19 protein-coding genes are annotated in these 22,930 nt (G+C 56.5%); 7 read left to right on the top strand and 12 right to left on the bottom strand.

Going from position 1 to position 22,930, the window contains the following annotated elements; translation table 11 throughout:
• Positions 1 to 15: 15 nt before the first annotated feature.
• Entirely contained in the window at positions 16 to 1,125 is a 1,110-nt protein-coding gene (gene malK, locus ACOTXC_RS18655; RefSeq protein WP_003860329.1) for a maltose/maltodextrin ABC transporter ATP-binding protein MalK, read from the bottom strand.
• A gap of 371 nt (positions 1,126 to 1,496) precedes the next feature.
• On the opposite strand from malK, the gene malE reads away from it, so the two are divergent.
• From malE to malG, 3 genes are all read left to right on the top strand, one after another.
• Entirely contained in the window at positions 1,497 to 2,687 is a 1,191-nt protein-coding gene (gene malE / locus ACOTXC_RS18660) for a maltose/maltodextrin ABC transporter substrate-binding protein MalE (RefSeq protein ID WP_022646733.1), read from the top strand.
• Positions 2,688 to 2,808: 121 nt separating this feature from the next.
• Positions 2,809 to 4,353 carry a maltose ABC transporter permease MalF gene (malF, locus tag ACOTXC_RS18665; protein WP_023299085.1) on the top strand — a complete coding sequence of 515 codons (1,545 nt, stop codon included), beginning with the start codon at positions 2,809 to 2,811 and terminating at the stop codon, positions 4,351 to 4,353.
• A 14-nt stretch (positions 4,354 to 4,367) separates the two neighbouring features.
• Positions 4,368 to 5,258, top strand: a complete 891-nt coding sequence (gene malG, locus ACOTXC_RS18670) for a maltose ABC transporter permease MalG (protein ID WP_003860332.1) — start codon at positions 4,368 to 4,370, stop codon at positions 5,256 to 5,258.
• A gap of 96 nt (positions 5,259 to 5,354) precedes the next feature.
• On the opposite strand, the gene psiE is transcribed toward malG, so the two are convergent.
• The 6 genes from psiE to pgi form a co-directional block, all read right to left on the bottom strand.
• Positions 5,355 to 5,765 carry a phosphate-starvation-inducible protein PsiE gene (gene psiE / locus ACOTXC_RS18675; RefSeq protein WP_000202963.1) on the bottom strand — a complete coding sequence of 137 codons (411 nt, stop codon included), beginning with the start codon at positions 5,763 to 5,765 and terminating at the stop codon, positions 5,355 to 5,357.
• Between the two features lie 178 nt (positions 5,766 to 5,943).
• Positions 5,944 to 8,040 carry a YjbH domain-containing protein gene (locus ACOTXC_RS18680; RefSeq protein WP_284098322.1) on the bottom strand — a complete coding sequence of 699 codons (2,097 nt, stop codon included), beginning with the start codon at positions 8,038 to 8,040 and terminating at the stop codon, positions 5,944 to 5,946.
• The gene (locus ACOTXC_RS18685; protein ID WP_126490677.1) at positions 8,040 to 8,777 is read right to left on the bottom strand and encodes a capsule biosynthesis GfcC D2 domain-containing protein; all 738 of its coding nucleotides are present in this window, start codon (positions 8,775 to 8,777) and stop codon (positions 8,040 to 8,042) included. Before ACOTXC_RS18685 ends, ACOTXC_RS18680 begins: the two co-directional genes overlap by 1 nt.
• Positions 8,774 to 9,412: a YjbF family lipoprotein gene (locus ACOTXC_RS18690; RefSeq protein WP_003860339.1), complete on the bottom strand. Its 639-nt coding sequence runs from the start codon at positions 9,410 to 9,412 to the stop codon at positions 8,774 to 8,776. Before ACOTXC_RS18690 ends, ACOTXC_RS18685 begins: the two co-directional genes overlap by 4 nt.
• Positions 9,413 to 9,475: 63 nt before the next feature.
• Entirely contained in the window at positions 9,476 to 9,718 is a 243-nt protein-coding gene (yjbE, locus tag ACOTXC_RS18695) for an exopolysaccharide production protein YjbE (protein WP_003860341.1), read from the bottom strand.
• Positions 9,719 to 10,084: 366 nt separating this feature from the next.
• Complete coding sequence (pgi, locus tag ACOTXC_RS18700) at positions 10,085 to 11,734, bottom strand: glucose-6-phosphate isomerase (protein WP_421767896.1); 1,650 nt, start codon at positions 11,732 to 11,734, stop codon at positions 10,085 to 10,087.
• A 374-nt stretch (positions 11,735 to 12,108) separates the two neighbouring features.
• On the opposite strand from pgi, the gene lysC reads away from it, so the two are divergent.
• The 3 genes from lysC to ACOTXC_RS18715 all read left to right on the top strand — a co-directional run bounded on the left by lysC (position 12,109) and on the right by ACOTXC_RS18715 (position 14,819).
• The gene (gene lysC, locus ACOTXC_RS18705; protein WP_022646727.1) at positions 12,109 to 13,458 is read left to right on the top strand and encodes a lysine-sensitive aspartokinase 3; all 1,350 of its coding nucleotides are present in this window, start codon (positions 12,109 to 12,111) and stop codon (positions 13,456 to 13,458) included.
• Positions 13,459 to 13,551: 93 nt separating this feature from the next.
• Positions 13,552 to 14,496 carry a ketopantoate/pantoate/pantothenate transporter PanS gene (gene panS / locus ACOTXC_RS18710; protein WP_023295757.1) on the top strand — a complete coding sequence of 315 codons (945 nt, stop codon included), beginning with the start codon at positions 13,552 to 13,554 and terminating at the stop codon, positions 14,494 to 14,496.
• Positions 14,497 to 14,546: 50 nt separating this feature from the next.
• Entirely contained in the window at positions 14,547 to 14,819 is a 273-nt protein-coding gene (locus tag ACOTXC_RS18715) for a DUF3811 domain-containing protein (RefSeq protein ID WP_017382612.1), read from the top strand.
• Here ACOTXC_RS18715 and rluF read toward each other — a convergent pair whose 3' ends face one another.
• The 5 genes from rluF to metH all read right to left on the bottom strand — a co-directional run bounded on the left by rluF (position 14,820) and on the right by metH (position 21,740).
• Positions 14,820 to 15,692, bottom strand: a complete 873-nt coding sequence (rluF, locus tag ACOTXC_RS18720; RefSeq protein ID WP_022646725.1) for a 23S rRNA pseudouridine(2604) synthase RluF — start codon at positions 15,690 to 15,692, stop codon at positions 14,820 to 14,822. It abuts the gene before it with no gap.
• Between the two features lie 54 nt (positions 15,693 to 15,746).
• Positions 15,747 to 15,920, bottom strand: a complete 174-nt coding sequence (locus tag ACOTXC_RS18725) for a CcdB family protein (RefSeq protein ID WP_022646724.1) — start codon at positions 15,918 to 15,920, stop codon at positions 15,747 to 15,749.
• Entirely contained in the window at positions 15,920 to 16,213 is a 294-nt protein-coding gene (locus ACOTXC_RS18730) for a type II toxin-antitoxin system CcdA family antitoxin (RefSeq protein ID WP_421767897.1), read from the bottom strand. The genes ACOTXC_RS18725 and ACOTXC_RS18730 overlap by 1 nt, the downstream gene beginning before the upstream one ends.
• A 95-nt stretch (positions 16,214 to 16,308) precedes the next feature.
• Entirely contained in the window at positions 16,309 to 17,940 is a 1,632-nt protein-coding gene (locus tag ACOTXC_RS18735; RefSeq protein WP_022646722.1) for a Na/Pi cotransporter family protein, read from the bottom strand.
• Between the two features lie 116 nt (positions 17,941 to 18,056).
• Positions 18,057 to 21,740, bottom strand: coding sequence for a methionine synthase (gene metH, locus ACOTXC_RS18740; RefSeq protein ID WP_421767898.1), 3,684 nt, complete (start codon positions 21,738 to 21,740; stop codon positions 18,057 to 18,059).
• Positions 21,741 to 21,933: 193 nt separating this feature from the next.
• Between metH and iclR the strand changes: the two genes are divergently transcribed.
• On the top strand, positions 21,934 to 22,761 hold the full coding sequence (gene iclR / locus ACOTXC_RS18745; protein WP_126314467.1) for a glyoxylate bypass operon transcriptional repressor IclR: 828 nt from the start codon (positions 21,934 to 21,936) through the stop codon (positions 22,759 to 22,761).
• Positions 22,762 to 22,930 lie beyond the last annotated feature (169 nt).

Here is a 22,930-nt window from a genome sequence, read left to right on the forward strand (position 1 = left end):
TTGTAATTGGAATGCTTAAACGCCTGGCTCTTTGTGCAACCGACGACATGCAGTGCCATCCTCACGGAACAGATGGCAACGCTCTGGCGGCAAACCGATAGCGAATGTGGCACCCTCTTCTACCAACACCACGTCATTCTGGCGGTAGACCAGGTTCTGACGGATGGCGGGGATCTGGATATGAATCTGTGTTTCGTGACCAAGCTGTTCGACGACCTGAACTTCACCTTCCAGCGTCACATCAGCGATGTGGCTCGGCAGTAAATGCTCAGGGCGGATACCGAGGGACATATTGGCCCCCACCTGTACATTGGCGCTGTCGACCGGCAGCCAGACTTGCTGACGGTTTGGCAGCTCCACCTGTACCTGTTCGATTGCTGTCGCGGTCACTTTTACGGGCAGGAAGTTCATCTTTGGCGAGCCAATAAAGCCCGCAACAAAGCGGTCTGCCGGGTAGTGATACAGCTCCAGCGGTTTGCCCACCTGCGCCACGCGACCGGCGTCCAGTACCACGATTTTGTCGGCCAGCGTCATCGCTTCGACCTGATCGTGGGTGACGTAAATCATCGTGCGTCCAAGACGCTTGTGCAGACGGGAGATTTCGATACGCATCTGGACGCGCAGGGCGGCATCCAGGTTAGAGAGAGGTTCATCGAGCAGGAACACGCGCGGCTCGGCCACCAGCGTACGGCCGATCGCCACACGCTGACGCTGACCACCGGAGAGCGCCTTCGGTTTACGCTCCAGCAGATGTGCCAGCTGGAGCACTTCCGCCACCTGGGTGACGCGCTGGTTAATGGTCTCTTTTTTCGCGCCGGCCAGCTTCAGGCCAAAGGACATGTTCTCGGCAACGGAAAGATGCGGATAAAGCGCATAAGACTGGAACACCATGCCCACGCCGCGTTCAGCTGGCGGGATGTCGTTCATTCGGGTATCACCAATAAATAAATCGCCACTGGTGATGGTTTCAAGACCGGCAATCATACGCAGCAGAGTAGATTTACCACAGCCTGATGGACCAACGAACACCACAAACTCACCTTCGTGGATGTCCAGATTGATGTCTTTTGACACCACAACGTCGCCCCAGGCTTTCGTTACATTACGCAGCTGTACGCTCGCCATGCCCTTCTCCCTTCGTTACAACCTGTCACCGACAGAAACATTCAAGATAAGTTCACTATGCGTGTTCCATTACTTTCGTGAATCCTCCACCCCCCGGCTTTTTTATGGGGGAGGAGGCGGGAGGATGAGAGAGCAGGCTCTGCGACCGCAGCGGAGGGGCTAAGGCGAAAATCGTGAAGCGGCCTGCAAAATTCAGTGGGTTTTTATGTGCGCCAGCACTCATAACTTAAATTTATGTTACAGGGATCACACAAACAGGGGGTGGGGCGTAGGGACTGGGAGGATGGAAAGAGGATGTCAAATAAGGAGACTGAGTCACGTTGAACCACCTTATGTATCCACGAGCACATCACCAATAAAGGATGGCAGATATGAAGATCAAGACTGGCGCACGCGTTTTCGCATTGTCCGCCCTCGCAGCAATGATGATTTCCGCACCGGCTCTCGCCAAAATTGAAGAAGGTAAGCTGGTTATCTGGATTAACGGCGACAAGGGCTATAACGGTCTGGCCGAAGTGGGCAAAAAATTCGAGAAAGACACTGGTATCAAAGTCACCGTAGAACACCCGGACAAACTGGAAGAGAAGTTCCCGCAGGTTGCGGCAACCGGCGATGGTCCGGACATTATCTTCTGGGCGCATGACCGTTTCGGGGGCTACGCGCAGTCTGGCCTGCTGGCAGAAGTCACGCCAGACAAAGCCTTCCAGGACAAACTGTTCCCGTTCACCTGGGACGCCGTTCGCTATAACGGCAAGCTGATCGCTTACCCAATCGCGGTTGAAGCCCTGTCACTGATTTACAACAAAGACCTGGTGCCAAATCCACCGAAAACCTGGGAAGAGATCCCTGCTCTGGATAAAGAGCTGAAGGCGAAAGGTAAATCCGCTCTGATGTTCAACCTGCAAGAGCCGTACTTCACCTGGCCGCTGATTGCTGCCGACGGCGGCTACGCGTTCAAGTTTGAAAACGGCAAATATGACGTGAAAGACGTGGGCGTGGACAACGCGGGCGCGAAAAAAGGCCTGACCTTCCTGGTTGACCTGATTAAGAACAAACACATGAACGCGGATACCGACTACTCCATCGCGGAAGCGGCGTTCAACAAAGGCGAAACCGCGATGACCATCAACGGTCCGTGGGCCTGGACCAACATCGACAAGAGCAAAGTCAACTACGGCGTGACCCTGCTGCCAACCTTCAACGGCAAGCCGTCTAAACCGTTTGTTGGCGTGCTGAGCGCGGGTATCAACGCCGCCAGCCCGAACAAAGAGCTGGCGAAAGAGTTCCTCGAAAACTACCTGCTGACCGATCAGGGTCTGGATGAAGTGAACAAGGACAAACCGCTGGGCGCCGTTGCGCTGAAATCCTTCCAGGATCAGTTAGCGAAAGATCCACGCATTGCGGCCACCATGGATAACGCCCAGAAAGGCGAAATCATGCCGAACATCCCACAGATGGCTGCGTTCTGGTACGCCACCCGTACCGCCGTCATCAACGCTGCAAGCGGTCGCCAGACTGTTGATGCCGCGCTGAAAGATGCTCAGGGTCGTATTACTAAGTAAGTCTGAAAAACGGCGGGTGGCGCGTGCGCTTACCCGCCCTACGACTACGGCACGATCCGTAGGTCAGGTAAGCGCAGCGCCACCTGACGATAAGTTTCCACCGTTGTAGAGGAAGAACCCCATGGATGTCATTAAAAAGAAACGCTGGTGGCAAAGCGACGCACTGAAGTGGTCAGTGATAGGTCTGCTGTGTCTGCTGGTGGGTTACCTTGTTGTTTTAATGTACGTGCAAGGGGAATACCTTTTTGCCATCATGACGCTGATTTTAAGCTCGGTTGGCCTGTATATTTTCGCCAACCGTAAAGCGTATGCCTGGCGCTATGTCTACCCCGGTGTTGCCGGGATGGGGCTGTTTGTCCTCTTTCCGCTGATCTGCACCATCGCGATTGCCTTTACTAACTACAGCAGCACCAACCAGCTCGCGCAGGAGCGTGCCACCCAGGTGCTTCTGGATCGTTCTTATCAGGCGGGTAAAACCTTTAACTTCGGCCTGTATCCTGCGGGAGATGAGTGGAAGTTAGCGCTCACTGACGGTGAGAGCGGCAAAAACTATCTTTCCGACGCGTTCAAATTTGGCGGCGAGCAGAAGCTGGTCTTAAAAGAGGCCGCGGCCCTGCCGGAAGGTGAACGTGCCAACCTGCGTATCATCACTCAAAATCGCCAGGCGCTGACCCAGCTCACCGCCGTGCTGCCCGATGACAGCAAAGTAACCATGAGCTCGCTGCGCCAGTTTTCCGGCACGCAGCCGCTTTATACTCTGGCGGATGACGGCACGCTGACCAACAACCAGAGCGGCGTGAAGTACCGCCCGAATAACGACATTGGTTTCTATCAGTCGGTGAATGCCGACGGCAGCTGGGGCGACGACAAGCTCAGCCCGGGCTATACCGTTACCATCGGCTGGGATAACTTTACCCGCGTGTTTACCGACGAAGGCATCCAGAAACCGTTCTTCGCCATCTTCGTCTGGACGGTAGTCTTCTCCATCCTGACCGTGATCCTGACCGTGGCCGTGGGCATGGTGCTGGCCTGTCTGGTCCAGTGGGAGTCCCTGAAAGGGAAAGCGATTTACCGCGTGCTGCTGATTCTGCCGTACGCCGTGCCATCGTTCATCTCGATTCTGATTTTCAAAGGGTTGTTTAACCAGAGCTTTGGTGAAATCAACATGATGCTGAGCGCGCTGTTCGGCATCAAACCGGCCTGGTTCAGCGACCCGACCACCGCTCGCTCGATGATTATCATCGTGAACACCTGGCTCGGTTATCCGTACATGATGATCCTGTGCATGGGGCTGCTGAAGGCCATCCCGGACGACCTGTACGAAGCCTCGGCGATGGACGGCGCGGGTCCGTTCCAGAACTTCTTCAAAATTACCCTGCCGCTGCTCATTAAGCCGCTGACGCCGCTGATGATTGCCAGCTTCGCCTTTAACTTTAACAACTTCGTGCTGATTCAGCTGTTGACCAACGGTGGACCGGACCGTCTCGGCACCACCACGCCGGCAGGCTATACCGACCTGCTCGTGAGCTACACCTACCGTATCGCCTTCGAAGGCGGCGGCGGTCAGGACTTCGGTCTGGCGGCGGCGATTGCCACCCTGATCTTCCTGCTGGTGGGCGCCCTGGCGATCGTGAACCTGAAAGCTACACGTATGAAATTTGACTAAGGAGGGCACTGAACATGGCAATGGTACAACCCAAATCTCAGAAACTGCGCCTCCTCGCGACGCACTTAGGCCTGCTGATTTTCATCGCGGCGATCATGTTCCCGCTGCTGATGGTTATCGCCATCTCCCTGCGTTCGGGGAACTTCGCCACCGGGAGCCTGATCCCGGATGAAATCTCCTGGGAGCACTGGAAACTCGCGCTGGGCTTCAGTGTAGAACACGCGGATGGCCGCGTCACTCCACCGCCGTTCCCGGTGCTGCTGTGGCTGTGGAACTCGGTAAAAGTGGCGACCATTACTGCCATCGGCATCGTGACGCTCTCCACCACCTGTGCTTACGCCTTCGCCCGTATGCGTTTCCCTGGCAAAGCGACCCTGCTGAAAGGGATGCTGATTTTCCAGATGTTCCCGGCGGTGCTGTCACTGGTGGCGTTGTATGCCCTGTTTGATCGTCTGGGCCAGTACGTGCCGTTTATCGGCCTGAACACCCACGGCGGCGTGATCTTCGCCTATCTTGGCGGCATCGCCCTGCATGTGTGGACCATCAAGGGATATTTCGAAACCATCGATGGTTCACTGGAAGAAGCCGCCGCGCTGGATGGCGCCACCCCGTGGCAGGCGTTCCGTCTGGTGCTGCTGCCGCTGTCGGTGCCGATTCTGGCGGTGGTGTTCATCCTGTCGTTTATCGCGGCGATCACCGAAGTACCGGTCGCCTCTCTGTTACTGCGCGATGTGAACAGCTACACCCTGGCCGTCGGTATGCAGCAATACCTCAACCCGCAAAACTACCTGTGGGGCGACTTTGCCGCGGCGGCCGTCCTCTCTGCCATCCCGATTACCGTGGTGTTCCTGCTGGCCCAGCGCTGGCTGGTCAACGGCCTGACGGCGGGCGGTGTGAAAGGTTAAGTTTCATCTGTTATGCCACTGCAACCCTCAACTTTAGACGTATTGTATTGAACCAACTTGTGACTGTTGTTAGGCGCTCTTCGGAGCGCCCTTTTTTTATTCGCGTTTCAGCCGCTTTGAGTTGCACAGCCAGAGGGTGATCACCAGCAGCAGGATCGCCGCCGAGTAGATCAGCACGTCGAGCGGGGATTTATGATCGACGATGATCAGCCGCACAATGGCGGTGATGCCAATGTAGACAAAATAGCGCAGCGGGAAGTGAAAGCCGGACTGAAAGTACTTCACAATCAGGGCGATAAATTCAAAGTAGAGAAAGTAGACCACCAGGCCTTCCACCAGCGCGTATTTGCTGGTTTGCTCAGGTGCGAACAGCACATCCGCCAGATGCACCGTCTCTTTACCCAGAAACACGACCAGGATCAGGCCAAGGCTCAGCAGACCGAGGTTCAGCACGGTCTGGAGTATCGTTGAGATAAACTCAACACGCGGACGAGTCAGGGATGTCATACAGCACCTCATTCTCCAGGGCGAGGTTCCTGTATAACGCAAAAATGTGACGGGGATCTATATTTTTTGTTTATGTTTTGTCCACATGAACATTCTTGCCGGGCGGCACTGCGTTTGCCCGGCCTACAAAAATATTCTTGTAGGCCCGGTAAGCGCAGCGCCACCGGGCAAACAAGCATCAGCGGAAGTTAATGTTCTTATCGCTGGTCATATCATACAGCTGGAACTTACGTCCAAGCTGCTGACCGCCGTCGCGCGTCAGCGGCGTCCAGCCCACTGCCGCACGGCTGCGGGTTGGGCCTGACGAGAACAGATCCAGCGGAATCGACACGTACACCCCTTTGGTGAAGTCCCCTTCCCCGTACTCGTCTGGCGAAACGTTGGTGATGGTGGCATAACCGCCTACCACTACGCCGCTGTCGAAGTGTTTGGAGATATCCAGCGTGCCGCCCTTATCGCCCGCCAGGTACTGCCCGACGCTGGCTTTCACCAGCACATCCTGTGCGAACGACGGCGTCCAGTAGGCGGTCAGGTGGCCGGTTTTGACGCTGTAGTCGGTGAACTTCATCATGTCCTGCGCGCTGCGCCAGTCACGCTGTTTCACGTAGTTGGCATCAATCCCAAACGCCCAGTTACTGTCGACGGGACGATAAAGCACCTCCGCCCCCGCGCCGCCGAACATGGTTTCCAGATAGCCACCGTAAACCTGGCCGTAGAAGCCGTTACCGAAGTACTGGAAGTAGTTGGCCTGCAGGTTATTCACGTAGATATCGTTCTGCACATATTCGCGAACGCGGGTACGCACGCGCGGCAGTTTTGAATCGTTCGGCGGGTTGGTGTAGTTAAATTTGTCGTAGTTGTTGGCAATGTTGCCGAACAGGCTACCGGTGGTCAACAGGTGGTCGGTCACCCACAGATCCGCCGTCGCCATCGCGCCCAGCTGATACATGTAGAAGTTTTCCGGCCCACCCACGGACTGGTTCAGCACCGGATCGATATGGAAATCGAAGCGGGATTTATCGATATACCAGCCCTGCTCGGTGCTCTCTGGCACCACCGGCTCGACGCGTTTTTGCACCAGCTCGGTTTCATGTCCCAGCGGTTCGCCTTCAAGATGACGCTTAAGGCTGGCAACATCGGTTTCAGTGGTAACCTGCGGCAGGTTGAGACGGTTCTCCGTCACGCGGATCGTGCGGATCCCCTCCGGCAGATCGTTCATGACGATCCGGTTGGCGCGCTCGATCCCTTCGCGGGAGTCGCGGTATTTCACCTGCTCGCCAGTAACATACAGCGTATCGCCTTTGGTCTGGATCTTCGGATCCGCCAGGCCTGCGTTATATTTCAGCAGCGTCAGCTGGTTCGCTACCACGGAGTGCTGAATGATCGCATCCTGCGGCTCCGGCTGGTATTTGGGCCGCGGGTTATCATTGTAGCGCGGCCGCATGTCGTTAAAGTTGGTGCGCAGCGTAAAGCCAAACATCAGGGTATTACCGCGCTCATAGCTGAGGTTAACGTCGGCCCAGTCGGTGACGCGGTAAATGGCGCCGACGTTAAACTTGCTCTTCTGCTCAATCTTGCCGGCAAAATCTTCGCTGTAGTTATTGCCTTCGTACTCCAGCTTCAGGCGCAGCGGCTGCCATGGCGTTTGATACTCTACGCCTCCAAACAGCGAGGCCGGGCCGTGGAACATCTGGTCGCCGTTGATGGAACCCGCTTTTTTATAGCTGTTATCGCGGTAGCAGTATTTGTCGCTGTAGGTACAGAACGGGTTGGTTACGTTGCCGCTGGTGCCGAGGTAGCCCCAGCCAAGACCCAGCGAGAAATCAAACGGTCCCCAGGCTTTGCTGGCAACGATGTATTCCGCATCAAACAGGCCGGTCCCGCCAATGTCTTTCGCCCCGACGGAGACCTGCGGCATCCAGTAGCTCTCTTCCCACAGGCGCAGCTTCACGTCGAAGGCTTTGTCTTTATAGGTCTGATCGCCGGAGAAGGCGTCCACGCTGCTGTACTGTTTTGTACGCACGTCGGTGTAGCGCAGCGTGGTCTCCAGCCAGGGGAACAGCTGCACGGACGCAGAGTAGTAACGGTACTGATCGTTATCGCGATAGTTAAGGCTGATTTCCCCCTCGCGGGCCATACGCGCGGTCGGGGTTTGCAGTAAGCCCACGCCGCCAAAATCGGACTGCGACGGGCCGATGGGTGCCGGATACGTTTCTGCATGACAGGCGGCACTCACGCACAGTGCAAGCATGCTGTAGAGATAGGTTTTTTTCATTATTCCGGTATCCGCTGTATCAGGGAGCGAAGGATATCGGCATTAAGCCCGTCATACGCTTTCGTCCAGAAATGGTCGGCAAAACCGACAAAAATGATGCTGCCTGGCATAGGTTCGATATGGCGTTTATTCCAGTAAGCCACCGGCGCTTTTTGCGTATGCCCGTCCGGATAGACCACCCAGGCATAGCTGTTATCCGCACCGCTGAGCAAGCTTTGCTCGTCGAGATAGCTCACGACGTCCCGGCCCGGCGTAAACGGCTTTTTGCCAGGGCTGCTGATAAGCCCCATCACGGTGACGGTGGAAGGCTGAGCCGGCAGCCACAGGGTATAGTCCCCTTCCAGCGACGGATTGCCGTTTTCGGCGACGCGCACCTCATCCGGATCGAGATTCACCTTCTGGCGACCCGTCACCTTAACCGCCTGAAGCTGCTGACGCAGGCTAGTAATGGCCGCGGCATCGTCAGCATCTTCCTGTTGTGCCAGCCCGCTCAGTCGGGCGAGCAGCGCCTGATGTTTTTGTTCCGCTACAATCGTCGCCTGACGCTCGCTGATAACCGCCCCGGTCCACCAGCTTTTCGCCAGCCTCGGCTGCCCCACCAGATCGAGCAGATGCCCGGCATTGGTTAAGGTTTTAGGTTTTTCATTGTCCGGCGTGTAGACCTTTACTGTCCCTGCGGACCATGCCAGCGGCGCGGAAAGGCTGGCGAGAAGCGCAATGTGGATAAGCGTTTTCATGATTTCGCCGCCTTGATCAGGGTGGTCTTCACCGGGAAGAAACCGGCACCGAGATACTGTAAGGACTGGCGGATTTGCCCCTCTTCGTCCACCCAGAAGCGGTTATGCCAGGTGGCCTGATCGGTTGTCACCTCTTCATCCAGCACGCGCACCTGCGTTTCGTCGCTGCCCACTTTGACGCTGTCCGTACCATCCCAGCGGAAGGTAGAGCGGGCCGTGGCGTAGCGCACCTGTTTGTGCTCGGTCCAGCCCATTGTGCGCGTCCAGCTTGCGCCATCGACGATCTGATTCGGCTTGATGAGCGGATCTTCAGCCAGGTTGTTTACCTCAAGCAGGTTGTCGCCGCCAAGCAACGTTTTCACGATTCGGGAATGCTGAGTCACGATGGTGGCCTGATCCTGCGTCACCCATTTCTGCTGCCCGTTTTCATCGAAAGCGAGCACCACAAACAGTTGCGGACCATCGTTTAGCTGCATGTACTGGCTGGCATACGGCATGTTCTGAAGTTCGTCATCGGTCAGATGCACGCCCGGCGTGCCGAACATGCTGTCCCACAGTGAGTGGCCCAGCCCTTTGGTGGTAGCTGAGCACGCCTGCAACAGCAGGCAAATCAGGATGATTGCAGGTCGCTTCACGACTCTTCTCCGAAGGGGCGAAATAACCACACCGAAGTGTGGTTATGATTAAAACACCCGGTATTACTGGGTGCTGGTCGTCGTAGTGGTCGTGGTTCCGGTATTGGAGCCATCACCGCCACCGGTTGCCGCCAGCGCGACACCCACGGCTGAACTTACGGCGCTGGTGCTGGCTGCGGTAGAACTCCCCGCAGACGCAGACGTCGCTGCCGACCCTGCTGCTTCCCCGACCTGGACCGGAGCTGCATAGACAGACGTCGCCGCAAGCGCAGATATGGCAAAAATGCCATACAGTACTTTCTTCATAACAATTTCCCTTCAATGAATGAATGGAGATTTGCCCGAAAAGAAATTCAGGCGGATTCGAGTATACACAACTAAAGCAGTGGGTTTACCGTGGGGGTAAATAGGGATGAGGTTTTCAGACTAATGGTTAAAAATGAAAAGAAAAAATAATTATTGAAATAGATAACCATTCATTATCAAACAGTTATAATATAAACCCATTAAAGTATCACTCCGTATTTTCTTAAAATAACCCTCAGCAATTAACGGGGTAACCGTGTTTTTCGGATTAAACTCAGATTCAGAATTTGAGATAACTAACAGACATCAGGAATTATCCGATAAAAAAATGCCGGCATATCGCCGGCATTGTTCATGACATATTTATTACGCACGCCATGCTTTATAACGGTTAATCAGACCATTGGTGGAGCTGTCGTGGCTGTCGATTGCTTTATCGTCACCCAGCTCTGGCAGAATGCGGTTTGCCAGCTGTTTGCCCAGCTCAACGCCCCACTGGTCAAAGGTGAAGATGTTCAGAATAGCGCCCTGAGTGAAGATCTTGTGCTCGTAGAGGGCAATCAGCGCGCCCAGGCTGAACGGGGTAATTTCACGCAGCAGAATGGAGTTAGTTGGACGGTTGCCTTCGAACACTTTGAACGGCACAACGTGTTCCAGCGTAGCCGGATCTTTACCCTGGTCACGGTACTCCTGCTCAACCAACTCGCGGGATTTACCGAACGCCAGCGCTTCGGTCTGGGCGAAGAAGTTAGACAGCAGCTTCGGATGGTGGTCGGACAGCGGGTTGTGCGTAATCGCTGGGGCGATGAAATCGCACGGTACCATTTTGGTGCCCTGGTGGATCAGCTGGTAGAACGCGTGCTGACCGTTGGTGCCCGGCTCGCCCCAGATGATTGGGCCAGTCTGGTAATCCACCGCGTTGCCGTTACGGTCAACGTATTTACCGTTGGATTCCATGTTGCCCTGCTGGAAGTAGGCCGCAAAGCGGTGCATATACTGGTCGTACGGGAGAATCGCTTCGGTTTCAGCGCCGAAGAAGTTGTTGTACCAGATCCCAATCAGCGCCAGCAGCACCGGCAGGTTTTTCTCAGGCGCGGTGGTGGAGAAGTGTTTGTCCATCGCGTGCGCACCGGAGAGCAGCTCAACGAAGTTGTCGAAGCCGACGGACAGGATGATGGACAGACCGATCGCAGACCACAGTGAGTAGCGGCCACCCACCCAGTCCCAGAATTCAAACATGTTCGCAGTATCAATACCGAACTCACCCACCGCTTTACCGTTGGTGGACAGCGCCGCGAAGTGTTTCGCCACGTGCTTTTCGTCGCCCGCGGTTTTCAGGAACCAGTCGCGCGCGCTGTGGGCGTTGGTCATGGTTTCCTGAGTGGTGAAGGTTTTAGACGCCACCAGGAACAGCGTGGTTTCCGGGTTCACCTTTTTCAGCACTTCAGCGATGTGAGTCCCATCGACGTTGGACACGAAGTGCATGTTGAGATGGTTTTTGTACGGGCGCAGCGCCTCGGTCACCATGAACGGGCCGAGGTCAGAGCCGCCGATACCGATGTTTACGACGTCGGTGATCGCTTTGCCGGTGTAGCCTTTCCACTGACCTGAGATGATCGCTTCAGAGAAGGTTTTCATCTTTTCCAGCACCGCGTTCACTTCCGGCATCACATCTTTGCCGTCAACGATAATTGGAGTATTGCTACGGTTGCGCAGCGCCACGTGCAGCACGGCACGGTCTTCGGTGCGGTTGATCTTCTCACCGGAGAACATGGATTTGATGGCATCTGCCAGCTCAGTCTCTTTCGCCAGATCTTGCAGCTTCGCCAGCGTCTCTTCGGTGATACGGTTCTTAGAGAAATCCACCAGCATCAGGTCATCGAAGGTGGCGGAAAACTTGCTGAAACGATCGGCATCTTTCGCGAACAGATCCGCGATAGTGACGTCTTTCATTTCATCAAAATGTTTCTGTAGTGCCTGCCATGCAGCGGTCTGCGTTGGGTTGATGTTTTTCATAGCAATACTCTTCTGATTTGAGAATTGTGACTGCGGTCGATTGTAGCGCCTGCAAATAAAAATTGTGATGGTTTTTATGCCATTGCCCTGGTCTGCATCAAACGCAGGTGAAAAGACCCGAAAAGTATAGCTGCTGTCGCGCCCTTCCGGCGTGGCGAAATGTTGGTCAAAAAGGGGTAAAAAGGAGCATAAAATATGGGCCTGTTATAAGTCCTGTTTCTGAGGGGTACCCCCCCATGAAAAATCCGCATAATCCCAGCATTGACAGGACCTCCCCCGCATTTTATTTATAGGGCCGTATTTTGCGCCTGCACCTGTTCTCGCTTCATTCTTGTGCCAAGGTCGCTCTATTCATTCCCTGACACGAGGTTGTTATGACGAGTTTTGTGGTCGCCAAGTTTGGCGGCACCAGTGTGGCAGACTACGCTGCCATGAACCGCAGCGCCGATGTGGTGCTGGCCGATCCGAATACCCGCCTGGTGGTGCTCTCCGCCTCAGCCGGCGTGACGAACCTGCTGGTTTCTTTGTCTGAAGGACTGGAAGCGACCGAGCGTTTCGTGAAGCTGGATGCACTGCGCAAAATTCAGTTCGACATCCTTGAGCGTCTGCAAAACCCGAACGTCATTCGTGAGGAAGTGGAACGCCTGCTGGAAAATATCACTACCCTGGCAGAAGCCGCTTCACTGGCAACCTCTACCGCCCTAACCGATGAACTGGTCAGCCACGGCGAACTGATGTCCACCCTGCTGTTCGTTGAGATCATGCGCGAGCGCAATATTCAGGCGCAGTGGTTCGACGTGCGTAAAGTAATGCGCACCAGCGACCGCTTTGGCCGCGCCGAGCCGGACGTGGAAGCGCTGGCCGAGCTGACCAACCAGCAGCTTGCCCCGCGTCTGGATGAAGGCATAGTGATCACCCAGGGCTTTATCGGCAGCGAAGCCAAAGGGCGCACAACCACGCTGGGCCGTGGCGGCAGCGACTATACCGCCGCCCTGCTGGGTGAAGCCCTGCATGCCACCCGCGTGGATATCTGGACGGACGTGCCGGGCATTTACACCACCGACCCGCGCGTGGTCTCTGCGGCAAAACGCATTGACGTGATCGCCTTTGAAGAAGCGGCTGAAATGGCCACCTTCGGCGCGAAAGTGCTGCATCCGGCCACGCTGCTGCCTGCCGTGCGCAGCGACATTCCGGTCTTCGTTGGCTCCAGTAAAGATCCAAAGGCGGGCGGGACGCTGGTCTGCAAGAAAACCGAGAACCCGCCGCTGTTCCGCGCGCTGGCCCTGCGTCGTAAGCAGACGCTGGTTACCCTGCACAGCCATAATATGCTGCACTCCCGCGGATTCCTGGCGGAAGTGTTTGGCATCCTGGCACGCCACAATATCTCCGTGGACCTGATCACCACGTCAGAAGTCAGCATTGCGCTGACGCTCGACACCACCGGCTCCACCTCTACCGGCGACACCCTGCTGACGCAGTCGCTGCTGATTGAGCTTTCCGAGCTGTGCCGCGTGGAGGTGGAAGAAGATCTGGCGCTGGTTGCCATCATCGGTAATAAGCTGTCGCGCGCGTGCGGCGTGGGCAAAGAGGTGTTCGGCGTGCTCGACCCGTTCAGCATCCGCATGATTTGCTACGGCGCCTCCAGCTACAACCTCTGCTTCCTGGTCCCTGCCGATCAGGCCGAGCAGGTTGTGCAGAAACTTCATCAGAATTTATTTGAATAAAATTCGTTAGCACGATAAACATTATCCATAAGCCGGGCACAGACCCGGCTTTTTTATAACAAAACAACACGACAATACTGCAAGGAATTCACTATGCTCTCCGCTATCACCCGGCTGTTCCCGTTATGGGCGCTGCTGCTCTCCGTACTCGCGTATTACACTCCCACCACGTTCACGGGCATTGGTCCGTGGGTCACCACGCTACTGATGCTGATTATGTTCGGCATGGGCGTGCATCTAAAAATTGACGATTTCAAACGCGTGCTGTCTCGCCCGGCACCGGTTGCCGCAGGGATTTTCCTGCACTACCTGGTGATGCCGCTCGCGGCCTGGCTGCTGGCGATGGCCTTTAAGATGCCGCCCGACCTTTCCGCCGGGATGGTGCTGGTGGGGAGCGTCGCCAGCGGCACGGCATCTAACGTCATGATCTATCTGGCGAAAGGCGACGTGGCGCTCTCCGTCACTATTTCTTCCGTTTCCACGCTGGTGGGCGTGATTGCCACGCCGCTGTTAACCCGCCTGTACGTGGACGCGCATATCCAGGTGGATGTGATGGGCATGCTGCTCAGCATTCTGCAAATCGTGGTGATCCCGATTGCGCTGGGACTGGTGATCCACCATCTCTTCCCGCGGGTGGTGAAAGCGGTTGAGCCGTATCTGCCCGCGTTTTCGATGGTCTGCATACTTGCCATTATCAGCGCCGTGGTAGCCGGTTCCGCATCGCACATTGCTTCGGTGGGCTTTGTAGTGATCGTCGCGGTTGTGCTGCATAACACCATTGGTCTGCTGGGCGGATACTGGGGTGGAAAGCTGTTTGGTTTCGACGAATCCACCTGCCGCACGCTGGCGATCGAAGTGGGGATGCAGAACTCTGGCCTGGCGGCGGCGCTGGGTAAAATTTACTTCTCACCGCTGGCGGCGCTACCGGGAGCGCTGTTCTCCGTCTGGCACAACTTGTCCGGTTCGCTGTTAGCAGGGTACTGGTCCGGTAAGCCGATTGATGACCAACCGAAAAAAGATGCGGTGAAACAGGGTTAATTGAGCCGGCTTGCTTTACACTGAAGCCTCCCCATCAGGAGGCTTCAGCAATGGCTACACCACGTTTGACCCAGAAAGACATGACCGAAGCCGAGCAGCGCGAACTTAAAACGCTTCTCGACCGCGCCCGCATCGCGCACGGCCGCACGCTGACGAACGCCGAAACCAATCAGGTTAAAAAAGAGTACATCGATAAGCTGATGGCGCAACGTGATGCCGCGGCGAAAAAAGCCCGCAAGCTGAAAAAAGAGCAGGCGTATAAACCCGACGCAGAGGCGACTTTTTCCTGGTCCGCCAGCACATCAACCCGTGGAAGGCGCTAATCAGCGCCCTTTCTTTTTGCGCCCCGGCTGGGTAAAGCGTTTTCCGTTGCCCGGCTTGCCTCGCCCTTTCTCTTCCGCCTGCGGTGCCTTCACCACCGGACGCTTAATCGCCTGCGTTTTCGGTTTGGCTTTAGCTTTCGGCTTCGCTTCGGACGAGGAGTTCTCGATAAGTTTGAACAGCTCGATCAGCTCGTCATCCGTTAAGTCACGCCACTCGCCCAGCGGGATGCCAGACAGGCTGACGTTCATGATGCGCGTGCGTTCCAGCTTCGTCACTTCATAACCGAAGTACTCGCACATGCGGCGGATCTGGCGGTTCAGGCCCTGAACCAGCGTGATGCGGAACGCGAACGGTGCTTCTTTTTTGACTTTACACTTCTTCGTCACGGTGCCCAGAATCGGCACGCCAGCGCCCATTCCGCGGATAAACTCGTCCGTCACCGGCTTGTTCACCGTCACGATGTACTCTTTCTCGTGGTCGTTACCGGCACGCAGAATTTTGTTGACCAGATCGCCGTGGTTGGTGAGGAAAATCAGCCCCTGAGAGTCTTTATCCAGACGGCCAATCGGGAAAATGCGGCTGCTGTGGTTCACGAAATCAACAATGTTGTCCCGCTCGCCATCTTCCGTGGTGCTGACAATCCCAACCGGTTTGTTCAACGCGATAAACACCAGGTCTTCGGCATCACGCGGTTCGATGACCTGACCATTCACTTTCACCACATCGCCAGGTACCACCTGATCGCCAATGGTGGCGCGTTTGCCGTTAAGAAACACGTTACCCTGTTCAATGTAACGGTCAGCCTCGCGACGTGAGCAGATCCCGCTCTCGCTAATGTATTTGTTTAATCGGGTTGATTGAGTTGGCAGCATAGTTTCTCCTGTGAAGGGCGAAATATACCTTACCTTGCGCCTGACAAAAAAGTCCTAGTAACCGCTGATCAGAAAATCGAGTGCATCCCGCAATGAAGCACTGCTGTTAGTAAGATCGGCAACGCGTTCACCTAACTCTTTTAGCGATATGCCTGCCATCATGTGCATCATCACCACGCAGGGTTTTCCCGCGACCTCAACGGCGGGAGCGACCAGTACATGCTTCATCAGAACGACCTCTGACAGTCACTAAAGGAGCCGTTTTCATCAACCCACTGGTTAATGGCGTCAATAGAAGCTTTATTTTCTTCAAGCCACTCTGCGCGCCGATGTTCACGAAATTGCTCCTGCAAAGCCGCCGTTAGCACGGCAGAAAGGTTAAGTTTAAGCCTTCGCGCCTCTTCAAGAATGTCCGGCGACAGGGAAACATTCACTGATTTTTTAATGCTATTAGCACCGCGCATGAGAACCCCCATTGGAATGCGCATGAACTGGCGAAGTGTAGCGTAATAATTGAGCATCTCCTATTCCCTTAAAAATGTAAGGGTTGAAGAATAAATTGCTCTTTATGGGGAGTCACGCCTCACAAAACCGTTTTGCGAGGCGCTTTCAGAGATTAATACTCATCCCGCTCATCGTCTTCATCCGGTTGCTCCATCACGCTGTATGCCACCGCACAGAACAACGAGTTAAGACGCTTCATATCTCCCAGCAGCCCCAGGTGCAGGGAGCTGGTTTCGATACTCTGCACGTTCTGCTGGTGCAGACGCTCAACGTGGGCGTGCGAGTAGCGCCGGTTGAGGATGCGGAAACGGTGCTTGTTGCGGCGCAGGCGGCGCGCGCTCGGCACGTCGCTGGAGAAGAAGACCGACATCGCCAGCTTCAGGTTGCTGACCAGCTGTTCGTGGAGCGCTTCCAGCTCCTTCAGCCCTTCGACAGAAAACGCCCGACGTGCGGCCAGGGATTTGTCTGCGATTTCACTGCCCATACGCTCGACAATATCCGAAGCCTGCTCCAGGTTAAGCGACATCTCAATGATTTCCGCCCAGCGGCGCGACTCCTCTTCCGCCAGCTCGTCCTGCGGGATCCGCGCCAGATAGAGCTTGATGGCGGTATACAGCACGTTGATATCGTCCGCCAGCCTGCGCAGCTCTTTTTCTTCGCGCGGCTCGCCGTGCATCACCTTTTGCAACCCTTCCAGCATGGTTTCCATCGCGTCACCCATGCGCAGCGTTTCGCGGGCGGCATTCGCGATGGCCAGCGCGGGCGTGTCCAGCACCGAGGTGTCCAGATGCTTGGGTTTAAGGCGCGCGTCCAGCTCCGGTTCATCACGAATTAGCCGCTCGCAGAAGCGGGCCATCGGCGCGGCAAACGGCACCATCGCCAGACAGCGTACCAGGTTGTAGAAGACGTGGAAGTAGATCACCAGCTCCGCTTTCGGCAGAGAGAGGTTGTCCATCAGGTTCGCCAGCGGGTGCACAAACGGCAGAATGATCAGGCTACCCACCAGCTTGAAGAGCAAACTCCCCAGCGCCACCCGGCGGGCGGCAGCATTGGCTGCGCTGTTGTTGAGCATCGCCAGCAGGCCAGAGCCAAGATTCGCACCGATGACCAGGCATAGCGCCACCGGGAAAGAGATCGCGCCCGCAGCGGTTAGCGTGGCCGTCAGTAACACGGCCGCCAGGCTGGAGTAGCTGACAATGGCAAACACCGCGCCGATCAGCGCATCCAGCATAATATCGCCGGTTAACGAGGCGAAAATGACCTGCACACCGTTGGCCTGGGTGATCGGCGTGACAGCCTGCACAATCAGCTCCAGCGCCAGCAGGATCAGCCCGAGGCCAATACCGACGCGGCCAAGCTGCCCGGCACGGCTTTGCTTACGACCGAGGAAGAAAATGACGCCGATAAAAATCAGCAGCGGCGACAGCCAGGAGAGATCGAAGGTCAGGATACGTGCCATCAGCGCGGTACCGACGTCGGCGCCCAGGACAATCACCAGCGCCGGGGCGAGCGCCACCAGATCCTGCGCCACGAACGAGGTGACGAGCATGGTGGTGGCGTTGCTGCTTTGCACCAGCGCCGTGACGCCAATACCCGCACAGAAGGCGAGCGGCTTCTTCTCAACGCTGCCGCTGAGAACGGTACGTAAACGTGCGCCAAACACGCGCATCACGCCGGTACGAACGATATGGGTGCCCCATACCAGCAGTGCGACTGCGGAGAGCAGGTGTAACAACGTCAACACAGTGGGTTTTCCTCCTTATCGTTATTCATTTTCCTTAGGTTCAGTATAAGGGTTTAAACGTAAGAAAGAGACAAGGCACCATAGCGGTGTCCTGTTTGTTGTAAGGAAAAGTGACGTTAGTCTGCGTCGTAGCCTAAATTCGGCGCTAGCCAGCGTTCCACCTCTGACACGCTCATGCCTTTTCGCAGGGCGTAGTCTTCAATCTGATCCCGCTGAAGCTGTGCCACGGCGAAGTACTTGCTGTCCGGGTGGCTGAAATACCAGCCGGAAACGGACGCGCCCGGCCACATGGCGAACGACTCGGTAAGTTTCATGCCGGTATGCGCTTCCACGTCGAGCAGTTTCCAGATAGTGCCCTTCTCGGTGTGTTCCGGGCAGGCCGGATAGCCGGGTGCCGGACGAATGCCCTGGTAGTTTTCGCGGATCAGCTCCTCGTTGCTGAGATTCTCATTCGCCGCGTAGCCCCAGTGCACCTTACGTACGCGCTCATGCAGATACTCGGCAAAGGCTTCCGCCAGGCGATCGGCAATCGCTTTCACCATGATTTTGTTGTAATCATCGTGCTGTGCGTCGTACGCGCCCGCCAGCGCGTCTTCTTCCAGACCGCCGGTCACCGCAAAGGCACCGATATAGTCGGCTTTACCGGAGAGTTTCGGCGCGACGAAATCCGCCAGGCAGTAGTTGGCAAAGCCCACTTTCTCGGTTTGCTGGCGCAGATGGTGGCTCACGGCCAGCACATGGGTGCGGGTTTCATCGCGGTAGATTTCTATGTCGTCGCCCACGCGGTTCGCCGGGAACAGCCCCACCACGCCGCGCGGGTTGAGGGCTTTCTCTGCGCTCAGTCTGTCGAGCATATCGTTGGCATCTTTAAACAGGCGTTTCGCCTCTTCGCCTACTACCTCATCTTCAAGAATGCGCGGATATTTGCCCGCCAGCGACCAGGTCATGAAGAACGGCGTCCAGTCGATGTAGTTACGCAGCGTTTCGATGCTGGCCGTCACGTCCTGCACGCCCAGACGGTGCGCGACCGGCGGCGTATAGCTGGACCAGTCGAACGCCAGATCGTTATCGCGCGCCGCCTGAAGCGAAACCGGCGGCGTGCGCGGTTTCTTACGTCCATGCTGAATGCGGACGGTTTCATACTCTTTGCGGGTGCGGGCGACAAAGTCATCGCGCTGGGTGTCAGACAGCAGCGCGGAGACCACGCCCACGGTGCGCGAGGCGTTTTGGACATACACCGTCGGCCCACTGTAGTTCTGCTCGATTTTCACTGCGGTGTGGGCTTTCGAGGTGGTTGCCCCGCCAATCAGCAGTGGAATAGTGAAGCCCTGGCGCTCCATCTCTTTTGCCACGTTGACCATTTCGTCCAGCGACGGCGTAATCAGCCCGGAAAGACCAATCAGATCCGCATTCACTTCGCGAGCGGTCCTGAGGATTTTATCCGCCGGGACCATCACGCCAAGATCGATAATTTCGTAGTTATTGCATTGCAGTACCACGCCGACAATGTTTTTGCCGATGTCGTGTACGTCGCCCTTCACGGTGGCAATGACCATCTTACCGTTACTGGAGCCCTTCTCTTTGCTGGCTTCGATAAACGGCTCAAGATAAGCTACGGCCTGCTTCATGACGCGGGCGGATTTCACTACCTGCGGCAGGAACATTTTGCCCTCGCCGAACAGATCGCCGACCACGTTCATGCCGTCCATCAGCGGCCCTTCGATCACTTCAATCGGACGGGCTGCCTGCTGACGCGCTTCCTCGGTATCCTGCTCAATGAACTCAGTAATGCCTTTTACCAGCGAGTACTCCAGACGCTTTCTCACATCCCAGGAACGCCATTCGGCCTGTTGAACATTGGCTGATTCGTCAGCTTTACTGCCGCGGTATTTTTCCGCCAGATCCAGCATGCGTTCGGTGGCGTCGTCGCGACGGTTGAGGATCACATCTTCTACTGCGTCGCGTAGTTCTGCGGGCAGGTCGTCGTAAATCGCCAGCTGTCCGGCGTTAACGATCCCCATGTCCATCCCGTTGCGGATGGCATAGTAGAGGAACACGGCATGGATGGCCTCACGCACCGGGTCGTTGCCGCGGAACGAGAACGAGACGTTCGACACGCCGCCGGAAATTAGCGCATGCGGTAGCTCGCGTTTGATGTCTTCACACGCGCCGATAAAGTCCTGGGCGTAGTTGTTGTGCTCTTCAATGCCGGTTGCGACAGCAAAGATGTTCGGGTCGAAAATAATGTCTTCCGGCGGGAAGCCCACCTCTTCGGTCAAAATTTTGTACGCCCGGCGGCAAATCTCAATTTTGCGCTCGCGGGTATCGGCCTGGCCCACTTCATCGAAGGCCATCACCACCACGGCGGCCCCGTAGCGACGCACCAGCTTCGCGTGGTGGATAAAGGTATCGACGCCCTCTTTCATTGAGATGGAGTTAACGATGCCTTTGCCCTGAATGCACTTCAGCCCCTTTTCGATGACGTCCCATTTGGAAGAGTCAATCATGATCGGCACGCGGGCGATGTCCGGCTCGCCGGCAATCAGGTTGAGGAAGCGCACCATCGCCGCTTCGGCGTCGAGCATCCCCTCGTCCATGTTGATATCGATAATCTGCGCGCCGCTCTCCACCTGCTGGCGAGCAACATCCAGCGCTTCGCTGTACTTCTCTTCTTTGATCAGGCGCTTGAACTTCGCAGAACCGGTGACGTTGGTACGTTCACCCACGTTCACAAACAGGCTGTCGTCGCCGATGGTCAACGGCTCAAGGCCGGACAGACGGCAGGCTACCGGAAGCTCGGGTAACTTGCGCGGTGCAAGCCCGGCGACGGCGCGGCTCATGGCGGCGATGTGCTCTGGCGTGGTGCCGCAGCAGCCGCCGACGATGTTGAGGAAGCCAGATTCGGCCCACTCGCGGATTTGCGCCGCCATGGTATCGGCATCCAGATCATACTCACCGAACGCGTTCGGCAGACCGGCGTTCGGGTGGGCGGTGACGTAGCACTCTGCGATGCGCGAAAGCTCCTGCACGTACTGGCGCAGCTCGTCCGGCCCCAGCGCGCAGTTCAGGCCGAAGGAGAGCGCTTCGGCATGGCGCAGAGAGTTATAAAACGCTTCGGTTGTCTGGCCGGAAAGCGTGCGCCCCGAGGCATCGGTGATGGTGCCGGAAATCATGATCGGCAGGTCAACGCCCAGCGCCTCGAACTCCTCTTTCACCGCGTAAATTGCGGCTTTGGCGTTGAGAGTGTCGAATACGGTTTCAATCAGGATCAGGTCGGAACCGCCTTCCACCAGCGCTTTAGTGGACTGACGATACGCGGCCACCAGTTGGTCAAAGGTGATATTGCGGAAGGCTGGATCGTTCACGTCCGGAGAAATCGACGCGGTGCGGTTGGTCGGGCCCAGCACCCCGGCAACATAGCGCGGCTTGTCCGGCGTGCGGGCCGTCCACTCGTCGGCGCAGGCGCGGGCGAGTTTCGCCGCTTCAAAGTTGATCTCCGCCGACAGGGATTCCATCTGGTAATCCGCCATGGCGATGGTTGTCGAGTTGAAGGTGTTGGTTTCTACAATATCCGCACCCGCTTCGAAGTAGGCGTTGTGGATATCCCTGATGACAGAGGGTTTGCTCAACACCAGCAGGTCATTGTTTCCTTTCAGGTCACAAGGCCAGTCGGCAAAGCGCTCGCCGCGGAAATCGTCTTCACTCAGACGATAGCCCTGGATCATGGTGCCCATGCCGCCGTCCAGCACCAGAATTCGTTCATTTAACTGCGCACGCAGTTGCTCTACTTTGCTGCTCACACTTGCTCCCGACAACGTTCAACATGGCCAAAAGGCTGCGTTCCATACTGGCATAATCTCTAAGGGTCGAAAAGTCACACAGCGGTAACATGAGACATGTTCACTATCACTCATCCGATCAGTCAGGAAAGCGGTTGCAAAACCATCAAATAAAACGAAAATGATTTCCACGATACAGAAAAAGGAGTTCGTCATGGTTACGACCGTTCCCGCTAAACGCGGCAGAAAACCTGCTGCAACCACCGCTGCACAACCTGGCGGACAGGTTCAATCCCTGACGCGCGGCCTGAAGCTGCTGGAATGGATAGCCGAATCGCACGGCAGCGTGGCCCTGACAGAGCTGGCGCAGCAGGCTGGCCTGCCGAATTCCACCACGCACCGTCTGCTGACCACCATGCAGCAGCTGGGCTTCGTGCGTCAGGTGGGCGAGCTGGGACACTGGGCGGTGGGCGCACATGCGTTTATTGTCGGCAGCAGCTTCCTGCAAAGCCGCAACCTGCTGGCGATTGTCCACCCGATTCTGCGCAAGCTGATGGAGGAGTCCGGCGAGACGGTAAACCTGGCCGTGCTGGATCAGAGCGATCATCAGGCGATTATCATCGACCAGGTGCAGTGTACGCAGCTGATGCGCATGTCCGCACCGATTGGCGGCAAGCTGCCGATGCATGCCTCTGGCGCAGGGAAAGCGTTTCTCTCGCAGCTTAGCGAAGAGCAGGTGACGGGTCTGCTGCACCGTAAAGGTCTGCACGCCTACACCCACGCCACCCTGGTGTCGCCGGTGCATCTGAAAGAAGATCTGGCTCTGACCCGCAAGCGCGGCTATTCGTTTGATGACGAAGAACATGCCCTCGGGCTGCGCTGCCTCGCGTCCTGTATTTTCGACGAACACCGCGAGCCGTTTGCCGCCATCTCCATCTCCGGGCCGATTTCACGTATGACCGACGACCGCGTCACCGAGCTGGGTGCGCTGGTGATTAAGGCCGCAAAAGAGGTGACGATGGCGTATGGTGGGATTCGCTAGGATTGAGGGCGGTCTGGTGCCCTCACCCCGGCCCTCTCCCACAGGGCTGAGGGTTCCCCACAAATTAATGCGAGCACTGAGCAATCCCCTCGCCCCTCCGGGGAGAGGGTTAGGGTGAGGGGAACATACGGCGGTGGTGGTCATTCCGTTCACTTTATGTTCCTTGCTA

The sequence above is a fragment of the Enterobacter cloacae complex sp. IR5428 genome (assembly GCF_049238585.1).
GTDB classification, from domain to species: Bacteria; Pseudomonadota; Gammaproteobacteria; order Enterobacterales; family Enterobacteriaceae; genus Enterobacter; species Enterobacter intestinihominis.

Excerpts from the sequence above, each read along its gene's own strand:
- malK (WP_003860329.1), bottom strand. The coding sequence starts at position 1,125 with ATGGCGAGCGTACAGCTGCGTAATGTAACGAAAGCCTGGGGCGACGTT.
- malE (WP_022646733.1), top strand. The coding sequence starts at position 1,497 with ATGAAGATCAAGACTGGCGCACGCGTTTTCGCATTGTCCGCCCTCGCA.
- malF (WP_023299085.1), top strand. The coding sequence starts at position 2,809 with ATGGATGTCATTAAAAAGAAACGCTGGTGGCAAAGCGACGCACTGAAG.
- malG (WP_003860332.1), top strand. The coding sequence starts at position 4,368 with ATGGCAATGGTACAACCCAAATCTCAGAAACTGCGCCTCCTCGCGACG.
- psiE (WP_000202963.1), bottom strand. The coding sequence starts at position 5,765 with ATGACATCCCTGACTCGTCCGCGTGTTGAGTTTATCTCAACGATACTC.
- ACOTXC_RS18680 (WP_284098322.1), bottom strand. The coding sequence starts at position 8,040 with ATGAAAAAAACCTATCTCTACAGCATGCTTGCACTGTGCGTGAGTGCC.
- ACOTXC_RS18685 (WP_126490677.1), bottom strand. The coding sequence starts at position 8,777 with ATGAAAACGCTTATCCACATTGCGCTTCTCGCCAGCCTTTCCGCGCCG.
- yjbE (WP_003860341.1), bottom strand. The coding sequence starts at position 9,718 with ATGAAGAAAGTACTGTATGGCATTTTTGCCATATCTGCGCTTGCGGCG.
- pgi (WP_421767896.1), bottom strand. The coding sequence starts at position 11,734 with ATGAAAAACATCAACCCAACGCAGACCGCTGCATGGCAGGCACTACAG.
- lysC (WP_022646727.1), top strand. The coding sequence starts at position 12,109 with ATGACGAGTTTTGTGGTCGCCAAGTTTGGCGGCACCAGTGTGGCAGAC.
- panS (WP_023295757.1), top strand. The coding sequence starts at position 13,552 with ATGCTCTCCGCTATCACCCGGCTGTTCCCGTTATGGGCGCTGCTGCTC.
- ACOTXC_RS18715 (WP_017382612.1), top strand. The coding sequence starts at position 14,547 with ATGGCTACACCACGTTTGACCCAGAAAGACATGACCGAAGCCGAGCAG.
- rluF (WP_022646725.1), bottom strand. The coding sequence starts at position 15,692 with ATGCTGCCAACTCAATCAACCCGATTAAACAAATACATTAGCGAGAGC.
- ACOTXC_RS18725 (WP_022646724.1), bottom strand. The coding sequence starts at position 15,920 with ATGAAGCATGTACTGGTCGCTCCCGCCGTTGAGGTCGCGGGAAAACCC.
- ACOTXC_RS18730 (WP_421767897.1), bottom strand. The coding sequence starts at position 16,213 with ATGCTCAATTATTACGCTACACTTCGCCAGTTCATGCGCATTCCAATG.
- iclR (WP_126314467.1), top strand. The coding sequence starts at position 21,934 with ATGGTTACGACCGTTCCCGCTAAACGCGGCAGAAAACCTGCTGCAACC.